Source organism: Bacillus nitroreducens (assembly GCF_964021195.1).
The window spans coordinates 469,281-483,390 of the sequence record NZ_CAXHYI020000001.1 but is presented as its reverse complement, the minus strand read 5'-3'; the positions used below and the strand labels follow the sequence as shown (position 1 = coordinate 483,390).

Annotated in this window: 13 protein-coding genes and 1 other annotated feature; of the genes, 11 read left to right on the top strand and 2 right to left on the bottom strand. The window is 37.1% G+C overall.

From position 1 onward, the window contains the following. The first annotated feature begins 39 nt into the window (after positions 1-39). From ACWPVE_RS02365 to ACWPVE_RS02355, 3 genes are all read left to right on the top strand, one after another. On the top strand, positions 40-990 hold the full coding sequence (locus ACWPVE_RS02365; protein WP_453990838.1) for an ABC transporter permease: 951 nt from the start codon (positions 40-42) through the stop codon (positions 988-990). A gap of 12 nt (positions 991-1,002) precedes the next feature. Beyond that, positions 1,003-1,917 carry an oligopeptide ABC transporter permease gene (opp4C, locus tag ACWPVE_RS02360; protein ID WP_453990461.1) on the top strand — a complete coding sequence of 305 codons (915 nt, stop codon included), beginning with the start codon at positions 1,003-1,005 and terminating at the stop codon, positions 1,915-1,917. A 171-nt stretch (positions 1,918-2,088) separates the two neighbouring features. Further along, positions 2,089-2,835 carry a DUF3603 family protein gene (locus tag ACWPVE_RS02355; RefSeq protein ID WP_453990460.1) on the top strand — a complete coding sequence of 249 codons (747 nt, stop codon included), beginning with the start codon at positions 2,089-2,091 and terminating at the stop codon, positions 2,833-2,835. Between the two features lie 253 nt (positions 2,836-3,088). Here ACWPVE_RS02355 and trpS read toward each other — a convergent pair whose 3' ends face one another. Further along, entirely contained in the window at positions 3,089-4,078 is a 990-nt protein-coding gene (trpS, locus tag ACWPVE_RS02350) for a tryptophan--tRNA ligase (RefSeq protein ID WP_453990459.1), read from the bottom strand. Positions 4,079-4,166: 88 nt separating this feature from the next. After that, positions 4,167-4,401: a binding site (T-box leader), on the bottom strand. Positions 4,402-4,817: 416 nt separating this feature from the next. Between trpS and ACWPVE_RS02345 the strand changes: the two genes are divergently transcribed. The 6 genes from ACWPVE_RS02345 to ACWPVE_RS02320 all read left to right on the top strand — a co-directional run bounded on the left by ACWPVE_RS02345 (position 4,818) and on the right by ACWPVE_RS02320 (position 12,205). Continuing rightward, positions 4,818-6,455 (top strand): peptide ABC transporter substrate-binding protein, encoded by a 1,638-nt coding sequence (locus ACWPVE_RS02345; RefSeq protein ID WP_453990458.1) that lies wholly within the window; start codon positions 4,818-4,820, stop codon positions 6,453-6,455. Positions 6,456-6,755: 300 nt separating this feature from the next. After that, positions 6,756-7,691, top strand: coding sequence for an ABC transporter permease (locus ACWPVE_RS02340; RefSeq protein ID WP_453990457.1), 936 nt, complete (start codon positions 6,756-6,758; stop codon positions 7,689-7,691). Positions 7,692-7,694: 3 nt separating this feature from the next. Next, on the top strand, positions 7,695-8,612 hold the full coding sequence (locus ACWPVE_RS02335) for an ABC transporter permease (RefSeq protein WP_453990456.1): 918 nt from the start codon (positions 7,695-7,697) through the stop codon (positions 8,610-8,612). Positions 8,613-8,624: 12 nt separating this feature from the next. Beyond that, positions 8,625-9,674, top strand: a complete 1,050-nt coding sequence (locus tag ACWPVE_RS02330; RefSeq protein ID WP_453990455.1) for an ABC transporter ATP-binding protein — start codon at positions 8,625-8,627, stop codon at positions 9,672-9,674. 8 nt (positions 9,675-9,682) lie between these two features. After that, entirely contained in the window at positions 9,683-10,621 is a 939-nt protein-coding gene (locus ACWPVE_RS02325; protein WP_453990454.1) for an ABC transporter ATP-binding protein, read from the top strand. A 390-nt stretch (positions 10,622-11,011) separates the two neighbouring features. Next, positions 11,012-12,205, top strand: coding sequence for a putative glycoside hydrolase (locus ACWPVE_RS02320; RefSeq protein WP_453990453.1), 1,194 nt, complete (start codon positions 11,012-11,014; stop codon positions 12,203-12,205). Between the two features lie 44 nt (positions 12,206-12,249). Here ACWPVE_RS02320 and ACWPVE_RS02315 read toward each other — a convergent pair whose 3' ends face one another. Continuing rightward, positions 12,250-12,435 (bottom strand): hypothetical protein, encoded by a 186-nt coding sequence (locus ACWPVE_RS02315; protein ID WP_453990452.1) that lies wholly within the window; start codon positions 12,433-12,435, stop codon positions 12,250-12,252. A gap of 133 nt (positions 12,436-12,568) precedes the next feature. Between ACWPVE_RS02315 and ACWPVE_RS02310 the strand changes: the two genes are divergently transcribed. Together ACWPVE_RS02310 and spxA are read left to right on the top strand one after the other, a co-directional pair. Then, the gene (locus ACWPVE_RS02310; protein WP_453990451.1) at positions 12,569-13,144 is read left to right on the top strand and encodes a GNAT family N-acetyltransferase; all 576 of its coding nucleotides are present in this window, start codon (positions 12,569-12,571) and stop codon (positions 13,142-13,144) included. Between the two features lie 244 nt (positions 13,145-13,388). Beyond that, positions 13,389-13,784, top strand: coding sequence for a transcriptional regulator SpxA (spxA, locus tag ACWPVE_RS02305; RefSeq protein WP_453990450.1), 396 nt, complete (start codon positions 13,389-13,391; stop codon positions 13,782-13,784). The last annotated feature ends 326 nt before the right edge of the window (positions 13,785-14,110 follow it).

Below are 14,110 nucleotides of genomic sequence, written 5' to 3'. Positions count from 1 at the left end.
TACTACTGAAATAAAAATCTATTAGAAGGAGAATAGATGATGGTTTCATATATCATTCGACGAACGTTGATGGCTATTCCCTTGTTATTCGGAATTACCATAATATCTTTTGCAATTATTCAAGCTGCTCCAGGTGGACCAACAGCCATGCTTATGGACCCAACAATGAGTCCTGAAAATAAAATAAAATTTGAAGAGAAATACGGGCTCAATGATCCAGTCCATATTCAATATTTAAGATGGGTTGGTAACATGGTACAGGGGGATTTTGGAACATCATTATTACGTCAAGGTGTACCAGTATCTGAGATGATTTTGAATCGACTCCCAAATACGGTTCTGTTGATGCTCGTTTCTACTATTCTAGCAATGATTATTGCGATACCGTTTGGAATCCTTTCTGCTATGCGACCGTATTCAAAACTTGATTATGGGGTCACGGTTACTTCATTTTTAGGAGTAGCAACACCGAATTTCTGGTTTGGACTCATTCTAATCATTATCTTTTCACTACAATTAGGATGGTTTCCAACAGGTGGTACTCATACAATGAACGCACCATTTAGTCTTTGGGATCGATTGCATCATTTAATTTTACCTGCATTTGTATTAGCAACGGCGGATATGGCAGCTCTAACGAGATATACACGATCAAGTATGCTTGAAGTTCTGCAACAGGATTATATCCGTACGGCTAGGTCAAAAGGGTTTAAAGAAGGTAAGGTAGTAATCAAACATGGAATTCGAAATGGAATGATCCCGATTATTACAATCTTTGGACTGATGCTTCCATCATTTATTGGCGGAGCAGCTATCACTGAAAATGTATTTAGTTGGCCAGGACTTGGTAGATTATTTATCGAGTCTGCATTTAACCGTGATTATCCAGTAATAATGGCATTAACGGTTTTATCAGCAGTGTTTGTTGTTATTGGAAATTTAATTGCAGATATCTTATACGCGATTTTTGATCCGCGTATTGAGTATTAAGGGGGGGAACTGATGGCACAGCTAAATCTAAATACATCACAAAATGAACTTGAATTAAACCCCAACTTAAAGGAAAAACCAGATACGTTAACCAAAATATTTTTTAGGAAATTTCGTAAAAATAAGCTTGCTGTAGTTGGTGCAATTGTCTTGCTGATGATTATTGTTGCTTCCTATTCAGCACCGCTTATTGCACCTTACGCATATGACCATATTGATCTACTTAAAAAACTGAAAGCTCCTGGCAGTGAGTACTTATTAGGTACTGACCGGTATGGACGTGATATTTTAACAAGACTATTATATGGAGGAAGGGTGTCACTCACTGTTGCACTAGCGTCTGTATTAGGTGCAATTATTATCGGGACAACAGTAGGGGCAATCGCTGGGTATTTTGGTGGTATAATAGATGCCATTTTAATGCGCTTGGTCGACGTGATTATTTCTATCCCTAGTTTCTTTCTACTAATTACAGTTGTTACAATTTTTAAGCCTAGTGTAACGAATTTAGTATTAGTTTTTGCATTAACGACTTGGACTGGGACTGCACGTCTTGTGCGTGGTGAATTCCTGTCGTTACGTTCAAGGGAGTTTGTATTAGCTTCAAAATCAATTGGAACTAAGTCGTATAAGATTATTTTTAGTCATATCTTACCTAATGCAATGGGACCAATTATTGTTGCAGCAACTTTATTAGTTGGACAAGTTATCCTAACAGAAGCGGCATTGAGTTATTTAGGACTTGGTGTAAATCCTCCAACACCTACTTGGGGAAATATGCTTCAAGATGCACAGAGTTTAACGATCATGATTCAAGCGCCTTGGTACCCAATTTTTCCAGGTGTTCTCATTTTGATAACGGTTCTATGTTTTAACTTTGTTGGAGACGGTTTACGTGATGCGTTAGACCCAAAGGTAAATGAATAAAAAGCCAAGATGCCATTCTTGGCTTTTTTCTTTTGTTATGCAATGATTAGAAGAGTGGTGTGTTGATAAATAAATAAAAGTATTTTCTAACAATACATGAATATTTTGGAATAAAACTTTCTCCTTCTGCCTATACTGTTGACAAAACAGCTTTGAAGTGAGGGGTAGAAAATGTTGTTTCTTCATGATATTTGGGTAAATTGGTTTGAAGGTGAAGAAAATGGTTACAACGTTTGCCACTTCCATGAATGGCGCAAGGATGATAGTGTTGAACTGTTAGACCAGGTACCTTTGCTAAAAATTGAGTCGACTTTGTTTAACTACATTGAGAATGATTTATTGGAATTACCACAGCAACTACTAATGGATGTTTACCAAAAGGCGTATGTTCGCAAAAACCATGAACGAATTCAACTAGATTATTGCTTTGTTGTAACGGATGGTCAAGGAATACTTGCAGTAGATACAATCGGTTACAATATCCCAATTCGGAAGAGTAGGTTAATTCCTAGACAGGAACAGCTTGTTTATGAGATGGTGAATGGCCAAGAAGCAATTCCTTATTCTTTTGACAGTAAAGAGGTCATGGAAAAGGAACACCACATTTTATCTCCTTCACCAGTTGAAATGGCAGGTCTGACTCGAAAAGAGAGACAACTTAAACAACTCTTGTTTATGGCGTTAGACCAATTAGCATCAACTAAAAATGTGGCAGAGATAAGATATTGGTATACGGAATGGAATCCTTCAAGATACCAAGAAATTCAAGATATGCAGTTTGATGAAATTTGGCAAAACCTCTATGAAGAAACGAGAAGTGGTTGGACAAGCAAACATGTTCAACTTTGTGAAAACCTAATTAAAGGTCAACCATTTTTTGAAAAGCTTTGGGAAATTGAACATGAATCAAAAGTTTAGTAAACAAGGGCTATCCGATAAGTCATAGAAAAGTGACTTTTGAGGATAGCCCTTGTTTTTTAGATTTAGTTGTAATTTTTATTGCTTCACTTATATTTAAGCGGGCAGTCTGGGAACATAGTCGTAGGCTCATTCTAGAAAAAACTTTCCGCTGGATACTTTGTAACCACACACATACGTAAGAATTTGTGAACACGTATGCGAAAATTCTAGAGTCTTCTACTACTAGTAATAAGGCCAGTTTTTCATTTTATTATTTTCTCTTTCTTCCTAGTCCCATTGCACTTTCCATTTTTTTAATCGTTTTGCTTGCAACTTTATTCGCTTTTTCAGCACCAGCATCTAAGATCTCATCTAATTTTGGTGAGTTAAGAATTTCATAATATCGTTCCTGGATTGGACGAATTTCATTGAGTACAATTTCTGCAAGATCTGCTTTAAATACTCCATAACCCTTTCCTTCGTATTCTGCTTCAATCTCTTCCAACGTTTTGTGGCTGAACGTAGAATAGATTGTCATAAGATTTGATATTCCAGGTTTATTTTCCTTATCAAACTTTACAATCCCCTCGGAATCAGTTACTGCGCTTTTAATTTTTTTCTCTATTTGTTTTGGGTCATCTAGTAACGCGATATAGGATTTAGGATTCGGGTCAGATTTACTCATTTTCTTTGTTGGTTCTTGTAAAGACATAATTCTTGCGCCTTCTTTTGGAATTCTTGCATCTGGAATCGTGAAGATTTCACGGTACTTTTTGTTAAATCGTTCAGCTAAATCACGTGTTAATTCGATATGTTGCTTTTGGTCTTCACCAACTGGTACTAGGTCAGCATTGTATAAAAGAATATCGCCTGCCATAAGTGGTGGGTATGTTAATAAACCTGCCACTACTGCTTCTTTCCCTTGCGATTTATCCTTAAATTGAGTCATTCTTTCGAGTTCTCCAATATATGAAACACATTGTAACATCCAGCCTGCTTGAGCGTGGGCAGGAACTTCAGATTGGATAAATAATGTTGCTTTTTCTGGATCAAGACCGATTGCCAGATAGAGTGCTGCTAAACTTCGAATATTTTTACGTAGTTCGATTGCGTCTTGGGGTACAGTAATTGCGTGTTGATCAACAATACAGTAGAAGCAATTGTACTCATTTTGTAGTTCAATGAATTGTTTCATTGCACCAATATAATTTCCTAAAGTTACGGATCCACTTGGCTGAATACCTGAAAATATCGTTTGCATTTTGATTCTCTCCTTTTTAATTAAACTTCTGTTGAAGTATTGAGTAGTTAAGACAAAATAAAAAACCATTCATCCCTAACAAATAAATGTTAGGGACGAATGGTTACCGCGTTGCCACCCTAGTTATTTTATCCATACGTATAATCACATAAGAATAAAATCTCTCAAGTCCTTGTAACGTAAGGAATACGTCCTTGCCTACTGCATCTTTTCAGCAAAGAAGCTCCAAAGTCCATTCCATATGTCCCATTATCTGTTTACACCGCCCACAGACTCTCTGCAAAATGGATTTCATATGTACTACTCTTTTTCATAGCATCCTATGTATAGAGGATGTTCAAATGGTGAAAATGACACATTGGTTATGGAAATTCAACTACCTACCGACACATCTTGTGTCGAACGTCGAATTCATCACATCCTGTGAAAGCTCGTTAGGTTGGTTATCTGCTTGGAAAAGCAAAAAACCTTCCTGTGTGCTATAGCAGTTGCTCACGTCTGCTATTCAAAACTACGCTTCCTCGAACTTCTTGGTCCTTTTTATCCACCTATATGAACACGTACTTATATTAGTTTTATTATAATTCTTTCTGATTGAAATGCAAGTATGGAAGTGAAAAATAAATGGGAAAATCAGAATAGGCTGATACGCATAAGATAGTACATTTTGAAACAACATAAGTAGCGTATATCTTGATGATACAAGAAATGGAAACTACATATTTAGGAGGTTATCTATTTGAAAAAATTATCGTGGGGATTATGCCTACTGCTCATTTGTGCTCTTGCACTTTCGGCCTGTGGAACGTTTGATAATGGAAACGAAGAAAAAGGCGGTGGAGAAGGGAAAGCTCCAAAACAAGAGCTTAGAATCAATATTAGTTCTGAACCTCCAACATTACACCCAGGCTTAGCAACTGATGCCACTTCTGGGGTAGTTCTTATCCATGCTTTTGAAGGTTTAACTCGCATCAATAAAAATGGAGAACCTGAAGAAGCAATGGCGGAAAAAATTGATGTATCGGAGGATGGAAAAACTTATACCTTCACGATTCGCGATGCAAAATGGTCAAATGGTGATCCAGTAACTGCTCATGATTTTGAATACGCATGGAAATGGGTTCTAGTCCCTGGAAATCAATCAGATTATGCATCACAAATCTATAATTACGTAGAAGGGGCAAAAGAAGCATACAACACCCCTGACATTACGATCGATAAAATGGAAAACGTCGGGATTAAAGCAATTGATGATAAAACTCTTGAAGTAAAACTTGTAAATCCAACTGCTTATTTCTTAGAGTTGACTGCTTTCTATACGTACTTACCTGTAAACAGTAAAATTGTAAAAGACAATCCAGATTGGGCAAATCGTGTAGACGAATCCTATGTTTCAAATGGTCCTTTTGTCATTACTGATAAATCGGCAACCATTACGCTTGAAAAAAATAAAGATTATTGGGATGCCGATACTGTAAAACTAGAAAAAATCACAATGGATATGATTAATGATCCTAATACAGAATACCAAAGTTTTAAAAAAGGTGAGTTGGATTGGGCTGGTGCACCGACATCCTCATTGCCAACTGATGTTATTCCTACCTTACAAAAGGAAGGAACGCTTAAAGAGAGTGTGATAGCAGGGACGTATTGGTATAAGTTTAATACCAAAAAAGAACCTTTCCAAAATGAAAATCTTCGCAAAGCCTTTGCATACGCAATTAACCGTCAAGCGATTGTAGATAATATTACGCAGGGCGGACAAGTTCCAGCGATGGCATTAGTGCCTCCGACAATCTTGAAGGAAAATGAGAAGGGTTATTTCAAGGATAATGATGAGGAGGCAGCAAAAGAATTTTTACAAAAAGCATTAGATGAAATGGGACTATCTGATGTTTCGGAACTCCCAGAGATTGCCTTATCCTTTAATACTTCTGAAGGGCATCAAAAGATAGCACAAGCCGTTCAGGATATGTGGAGAAAGACTTTAGGTGTGGAAGTAACGCTTAGTAATGCTGAGTGGAATGTATACCTTGATAATATTGACCAAGGAAACTTCCAGATAGGTCGTACAGGCTGGTTAGCTGACTTTAATGACCCAGTTAACTTCCTTGAGATTTTTACAGTACCAGAAGGAAATAATGATACAGGTTGGACGAGTGAAACATTTAATAATTTACTTGCTCAAGCTGCAGTTGAAACTGATAACGAAAAAAGACTTGGGTTGTTAAAGGATGCAGAGCAGATTGTCATTGATGCGATGCCAATTGCACCGATTTATTTTTACACTAATAACTGGATACAAAATGAAAACTTAAAAGGAGTGGCTATTTCTCCTTTGGGAAATGTTCAATTTAAGTGGGCCTATTTTGAGTAAGTTGAAATAGGCAATCATAAAATAAAAAAAGTAAGGTATATAGTTTTCCTATATACCTTACTTTTTGAAAAGCTAAGAAAGCATAAAATGCTGACTTATTTGCATGTCTAGCTCTAGGCGCCATCCGCTTGAGGTTACAAGCCAATCGCTACTGAAGGAATTTCGCCTTCTGTCAGCGTTCATCTTGTGCTTTTCGCCCATACCCGTACGGCTTGGGTTCGGAGCACTATGTGCAGGAAGTGCTTGCTTTTAGCTGGAATTGGGACGCCTTGCGCTTTTTCTAATTGGGAGGTGTACGAAGTGGCAAAATATATCATGAAGAGACTCATTTACATGCTATTTTCTCTGATTATGATTGTAACCGCCACATTTTTCTTAATGCAAGCGGCTCCAGGTGGTCCTTTTACGAGTGAGAAGGATGTACCGCCAGAAATTGAAGCGGCGCTGAATGCCCATTATGGTTTAGATCAACCATTATATAAACAGTATTTTAACTATTTATATGACGTGGCGAGATGGGATTTTGGTCCATCTTTCAAATATAAAGCAATGACAGTGAATGAGATCATCAATAATGGGTTTCCGATCTCTTTGTTCTTAGGGATTGAGGCTATCCTCATTGCTATTGCATTTGGTGTTGGATTAGGTGTGATTGCAGCCCTTTATCATAATAAATGGCAGGATTATTCCGCTATGATCATTGCAGTATTTGGAATATCTGTTCCGAGTTTTATTTTAGCAACGGTTTTACAATATATATTTGCTATCAAATTAGACATATTTCCAGTTGCTAGGTGGGAATCTTTCATGCATACCATACTGCCTGCCATTGCGCTAGCATCCTCACCGATGGCATTTATCGCACGATTAACGCGTTCAAGTATGCTTGAAGTCTTAAGCAATGACTACATAAAAACAGCTCGTGCTAAAGGACTTGCCCAAGGTGCAATTACAGTGAAGCATACGATACGTAATGCGATGCTCCCCGTAGTTTCTTACATGGGTCCTTTAACCGCTGGTATATTAACAGGTAGTTTTGTAATTGAAAAAATCTTTGGAATTCCAGGATTAGGGGATGAATTTGTAACGAGTATTACAAACCGTGATTACACGGTGATTATGGGAGTCACTGTTTTTTACAGTATCTTACTCTTGGTTTCTGTTCTCCTTGTCGATATATTATACGGATTTATTGATCCTCGCATCAAGCTATCTGGGGCGAAGAAAGGAGAGTAACATATGCAGAATATTCCAAAGGAACTGTTTACACCTGCAACCTTAAATGAGAATGAAGCCGAAAAAATTTCAAAACCTAGCTTATCTTTTTGGAAGGATGTCACTACTAGATTTAAGAAAAATAAATTAGCGTTAGTAGGGGTTGTTCTATTAATTTTATTAGTATTAATGGCCATATTTGGTCCAATGATGAATGAATTTGATTATCGTACAACAGATCTTGCGAATGCAAACAAAGCTCCGTCAAGCGTTCATTGGTTTGGAACAGATGAATTAGGTAGAGATGTGTTTACAAGAACTTGGGAAGGTGCAAGAATCTCTTTATTTATTGGACTGGCTGCTGCTGTTATTGATCTTATCATCGGTGTTTTATGGGGCGGTATCTCTGGTTATATGGGCGGAAAAGTCGATGAATTTATGATGAGAGTAGCAGATATTTTATATGGAGTTCCTTATTTGCTTTTAGTTATTTTACTAATGGTTATTCTTGAACAAGGGATAGGCACGATGATTCTTGCGATGACGATTACAGGTTGGATTAATATGGCTCGAATTGTTAGAGGACAAGTACTGCAGTTGAAATACCAGGAATATGTACTTGCGGCTCAAACGTTAGGTGCTGATGTGAAGAGAATTATGTTTAAGCATTTGATTCCGAATTCAATGGGACCTATTTTAGTGACGATGACGTTAACAATACCAAACGCCATCTTTACTGAATCATTTTTAAGTTATCTTGGCTTAGGTGTTCAGGTTCCGCTTGCCAGCTGGGGAACAATGGCTTCGGAAGGATTGCCGGCTTTTGAATATTACCCATGGCGTTTGTTTTTCCCAGCGACCTTAATCTGTATTACCATCTTTGCATTTAACGTCATAGGCGATGGGATGCGAGACGCATTAGACCCAAGGTTGCGCAAGTAAGGGAGTGAGTAAATGGAAAAATTATTGGAAGTGAAGGATCTTGAAGTCTCTTTTCAAACCTATGCAGGCGAGGTAAAAGCAGTCCGTGGTGTCAATTTTGATTTATATAAAGGTGAAACATTAGCAATTGTTGGAGAATCAGGGTCAGGGAAAAGTGTAACCTCACAAACGATTATGAAATTGATTCCCATGCCACCTGGAAAAATTACAAATGGGCAAATACTTTTTGATGGGGAAGATCTTGTCCCGAAGACAGATAAGGAAATGGAGAAGATCCGTGGGAAGGATATAGGCATGATCTTTCAGGACCCGATGACCTCGCTTAATCCAACTATGAAGGTTGGCATGCAAATTATGGAGGGTTTGATTAAACATCAAAATATGTCAAAGGGAAATGCAAAGGATCGTGCGATTGAGTTACTTAGACTCGTTGGGATTCCTAGCCCAGAAAAGAGAGTCAATCAATATCCACATGAATTTAGTGGAGGAATGCGACAGCGTGCAATGATTGCCATTGCTTTAGCATCTAGTCCGAAATTATTAATCGCAGATGAACCAACGACAGCCTTAGACGTGACGATTCAGGCACAAATATTGGAATTAATGAAGGAACTTCAAAAAAAACTAGAGACAGCCATTATCTTTATTACTCATGATTTGGGTGTCGTTGCAAATGTAGCAGATAGGGTGGCAGTAATGTATGCTGGCAAGATTATCGAAACAGGAACAGTGGATGAAATTTTTTATAACCCAAAACATCCGTATACATGGGGACTTTTATCGTCCATGCCGAGTCTAGATAGCGATGAAAAAACAGAACTAATGGCCATTCCGGGTTCACCACCTGACCTAACGAATCCTCCACAGGGTGATGCATTTGCACCACGTAATCATTATGCCATGAAAATTGATTTTGAAATGGAGCCACCGATGTTTAAAGTTTCCGATACACATTATGCTGCAACTTGGTTACTACACCCAGATGCACCAAAAGTGGATCCACCAGAAGCAGTAAAGCGTCGCATGAAAAACTTCTCATCCGAAAAGCTTAGGAAAGGATGATGAATGAAATGGCTGAAAAACAAAAATTAGTGGAAATCATTAACTTGAAGCAATATTTTAACGTTGATAAACCAAACATGGTGAAAGCCGTGGATGGCATTACGTTTGATATTTATAAAGGTGAGACACTTGGGTTGGTTGGAGAGTCAGGTTGTGGGAAATCAACGACAGGGAGAACCATCATACGCTTGTACAATGCAACGGGGGGCAAGGTTCTTTTTAATGGAGAAGATGTTCATGGTAAAAAGTCTAAAAAAGAACTGAAAAAATTCAATCGAAAAATGCAAATGATTTTTCAAGATCCATATGCTTCTCTGAATCCTAGAATGACAGTAGCAGATATTATCGCGGAAGGCATTGATATCCATGGACTTGCCAAAAATAATAAGGATAGAATGGAACAGGTTTATTCCCTTCTAGAGACGGTCGGCTTAAACCGTGAACATGCAAATCGATATCCCCATGAATTTTCTGGAGGACAACGGCAACGGATTGGCATCGCGCGTGCACTAGCAGTAAAGCCAGAATTTATTATAGCGGATGAACCTATTTCTGCATTAGATGTTTCTATTCAAGCTCAGGTTGTAAACTTACTAAAAAAACTTCAAAAAGAAAAAGGATTGACCTATTTGTTTATTGCCCATGATTTATCAATGGTCAAGTATATTAGTGACCGCATTGGAGTCATGTATTTCGGGAAAATTGTTGAGCTTGCAAATGCAGATGATTTATATCAAAACCCCATTCATCCGTATACCCAATCATTGTTGTCTGCCATACCATTGCCAGATCCTGATTATGAGCGAAATCGTAAGAGAAAGGTCTACGATCCGAGAGAACATGGATATTCAAGGGATGAAGAAGTAACACTACGCGAAATTCGACCAGGTCATCTTGTTGCTTGTTCTGAAAAGGAATATAAAGAATATAAAGAACAATACAGTTAGTGGGACAAATGTACCTTGTCCCACTTTTTATTTTTAGGATATGATAAATATTGGCTTTGTCGAAATTTGTTGTTTGATTCTCTATCACTTGTGCATTTTTTATCTTCATTGAGTATCTTACGTCTCATTATAGTGAAATATGGTAAAGTTTACGCTTCTTGCTGTATATTCATCTCAAGAGGAATATACAAGCACTAACGATGAGGGAATGAAATCGACAATGGGCGTTTGCGCAATTTATTCATTTTCAGGGTATTACCAGTTATACTAGCGCACTTATTAAGAAGACTATACTTATAAGGGGACAAAACTTTATTCGAGAAAATTTTTATTTTATAGGATTTCCTGAAAAATGAACTAGAATGACAATAGAGAGGAAGGGGGAATACAATGAAAAACATGCTGATGTATCTAGCAACAGTGCTTTTATTTATTAGCGTGAATGAAACAGGTTTTGCGGAGAGTAAGGTGCTCTCCATGAATCCTCATCCCAAAAGTAAAATCGTGATGTCTGAAAAAGCAATTCCCGAACATGTAACACGGTTTGAATTTAATTCTGGCCTACAATTTGAATATCCAGATGCAATCAGAGGAATTTACGTAACCGCTCATTCTGCCGGTGGTGATCGTTTTTCTCAACTTGTTCAACTAATTGAGAGCAGTGACTTGAATTCAATGGTAATTGATGTGAAAGATGACTTTGGGTATTTAACATACGTCCCACCGCAAAATTCGAACTATCAAGAAATTAGTAAGGACTATATCAAAAATCCTTCAGCCATGCTCAAACAATTAGAGGAAAAGCAAATTTATCCCATTGCAAGGGTAGTTGTTTTTAAAGATACTGTATTAGCTGAAAAAAGACCTGATCTGTCATTTAAAGACGGTGAAAATGTCTGGAAGAACGGCCGAGGAGAAGCATTTGTAAATCCATTCTTAAAAGAAGTTTGGGATCATAATGTAGGGATTGCGATTGAAGCCGCAAAACTTGGTTTCCAAGAAATTCAATTTGACTATGTTCGATTTCCTGAAGGATTCGAAAGACGGGATCGTTCATTAACCTATGGGATGGGGGAGTATGAAAAAATAGATCTGGATAATGTACAAAAACGTGTAGCTGCTGTTACAGATTTCGTCGCCTATGCAAAAGGAAAATTAGAGCCATATAATGTAAAGGTATCGGTTGATATCTTTGGCTATACTGCTACATTACCAGAGGCGCCTGGAATTGGGCAAAACTTTTCAAAGATTTCCGAGCATGTTGATGTCATTTCTTCGATGATTTACCCAAGTCACTGGACATCATACTTTGGGATCCCCAACCCTGATTTAGAGCCATATCGATTGGTTTCGGAGTATGCAAAAGTGGAAAATCATAAACTAAATCAACTCAAAAACAGACCGATTTCAAGGCCGTGGTTACAAGACTTTACAGCCAGTTGGCTGGGCAAAGGAAATTACACCGTGTACGGAGTAGCTGAAATCGAAGCACAAATCAAAGGATTACAAGACCAAGGCATCAATGAATTTTTATTATGGAATGCTGCAAATAATTATACAAAAGGTGTGGACTACACACCTTAAATCACTAAAGGCTGGTCTGAATCAACCTAGACCAGCCTTTATTATTATTTTTTCCGTCCACCTACGTTCTTCCAACCAGCTTTTACATTTAAATCATTTTTTACAATATGAGAACCCGTTTTGCCTCCAAAAACTCTTTCGCCAATACCATTTGCCATAACACCCATCAAAGCAGTAATACCAATGACTAGAATTGCAATAAGTGCTAAATCCGTTATGTAGCTCGTCATGTATACCCTCCTTAATGAAAACGCCTTCTTTAATTCTATTGTATTCGAACTGTCCCTTTAATAAAAGTGAAAAATTAAGAAATAATAAAAGCATACACAAATGGGTGTTCAAAAAGTACAAGGGAGCAGATGTATGAACTGGTATGAGAAACTAAATCAGTATTTTCCGATTGAAGAAATGAAATCTAAAGAGCATATGGAAACCCTTTTGCAAGAAAAAGGGGATATTTATCATAAAGACGAAGGGCCGCACCATGTCCTCATGTATGTTGAACTTGAGCATTTTATTTTTATTGATTATCTTTATGTATCAACAGAGTCACGTGGTCAAGGACTAGGTCACAAACTCATCGAAAAACTTAAGAAAAAAGGAAAACCGATTATTCTTGAGGTAGAACCAGTCAACTATGAGGATTCAGACACTGAAAAAAGGCTCAGGTTCTATAAGCGGGAAGGGTTTGAACATGCAACTTCTATAGGGTATAGACGCAAATCATTAGCAACAAATGAGGTAAATCCAATGGAGATCTTGTATTGGTCGCCAACAAACGAATCGGAAGAACTTGTTTATGAAGCAATGAAACAAACCTATGACGAGATTCACACTTATAAGGATAAAGAATTTTATGGAGAATCTTACCAGGATGTAAATCAGGTATTATCATTTAACAATAATAATGATAATCGAGATATCTTAAGAGACGTGTAATTTTTCTAGCAGTAGGAGTTATCTATTCCTATTGCTTTTTTATTTAGAACTATTGATGAATCAAGGTTATCAAGTATCTAAAGTTTTCTTTAAAATTGTCTATCTTTCTCTGAAAATTTAAGGTATAATATTTAAAGAGATTACTTAATTAAATTAATTATAATTTAATCATATGATAAACATCCATGACCAATCATGCTGATTGTTAAGTAATAATCTACTTTTTAAGGGAGTGATAAGGTTAATGGTTACTCTTTATACTTCTCCTAGCTGTACTTCATGCCGAAAAGCAAAGTCATGGTTAGAAGAAAATCAAATCCCGTATCAAGAAAGAAACATCATTTCCGATACTCTTTCAATCGAAGAGATCAAAGAAATTTTACGTATGACGGAAGACGGAACAGATGAAATCATTTCAACTCGTTCTAAGGTATTCCAAAAATTAAATGTAAATCTTGAGACAATGCCACTTCAAGATTTGTACAAATTAATCCAAGGAAATCCTGGGCTTCTACGTCGACCAATTATCATCGATGAGAAGAGACTCCAGGTTGGGTATAATGAGGACGAAATTCGTAGGTTCTTACCTCGAAAAGTTCGTACCTTCCAATTAAAAGAAGCACAACGTCTAGTTAATTAACATCAAGAAAACTTCTACATGTATATCTGTAGAAGTTTTTTTATTTTTTAAGACTTTTCCCTCGTTTTCTTTTGTGTTTCGTATTATAATGGTACATACTCCGATAGGACTTAACCAGTTAGTTAGGCAATATAACTGTTTTTCAAAAATTAGCCTTTTTTATTTCCATTCTCATTGCTTTTAACATAAAATAATAAGTACAAGATATAGACCTTTTTTAAATGTACTAGGTTATTCTTCAGCTATTATGGGAAAAGTGAAGGAAAGAGCATCTGGCTCGGGGGTATAACGTCCCTTCAAAAAATGAGCAAGAAGGGAGAGGTTCT

Excerpts from the sequence above, each read along its gene's own strand:
- ACWPVE_RS02365 (WP_453990838.1), top strand. The coding sequence starts at position 40 with ATGGTTTCATATATCATTCGACGAACGTTGATGGCTATTCCCTTGTTA.
- opp4C (WP_453990461.1), top strand. The coding sequence starts at position 1,003 with ATGGCACAGCTAAATCTAAATACATCACAAAATGAACTTGAATTAAAC.
- ACWPVE_RS02355 (WP_453990460.1), top strand. The coding sequence starts at position 2,089 with ATGTTGTTTCTTCATGATATTTGGGTAAATTGGTTTGAAGGTGAAGAA.
- trpS (WP_453990459.1), bottom strand. The coding sequence starts at position 4,078 with ATGCAAACGATATTTTCAGGTATTCAGCCAAGTGGATCCGTAACTTTA.
- ACWPVE_RS02335 (WP_453990456.1), top strand. The coding sequence starts at position 7,695 with ATGCAGAATATTCCAAAGGAACTGTTTACACCTGCAACCTTAAATGAG.
- ACWPVE_RS02330 (WP_453990455.1), top strand. The coding sequence starts at position 8,625 with ATGGAAAAATTATTGGAAGTGAAGGATCTTGAAGTCTCTTTTCAAACC.
- ACWPVE_RS02325 (WP_453990454.1), top strand. The coding sequence starts at position 9,683 with ATGGCTGAAAAACAAAAATTAGTGGAAATCATTAACTTGAAGCAATAT.
- ACWPVE_RS02320 (WP_453990453.1), top strand. The coding sequence starts at position 11,012 with ATGAAAAACATGCTGATGTATCTAGCAACAGTGCTTTTATTTATTAGC.
- ACWPVE_RS02315 (WP_453990452.1), bottom strand. The coding sequence starts at position 12,435 with ATGACGAGCTACATAACGGATTTAGCACTTATTGCAATTCTAGTCATT.
- ACWPVE_RS02310 (WP_453990451.1), top strand. The coding sequence starts at position 12,569 with ATGAACTGGTATGAGAAACTAAATCAGTATTTTCCGATTGAAGAAATG.
- spxA (WP_453990450.1), top strand. The coding sequence starts at position 13,389 with ATGGTTACTCTTTATACTTCTCCTAGCTGTACTTCATGCCGAAAAGCA.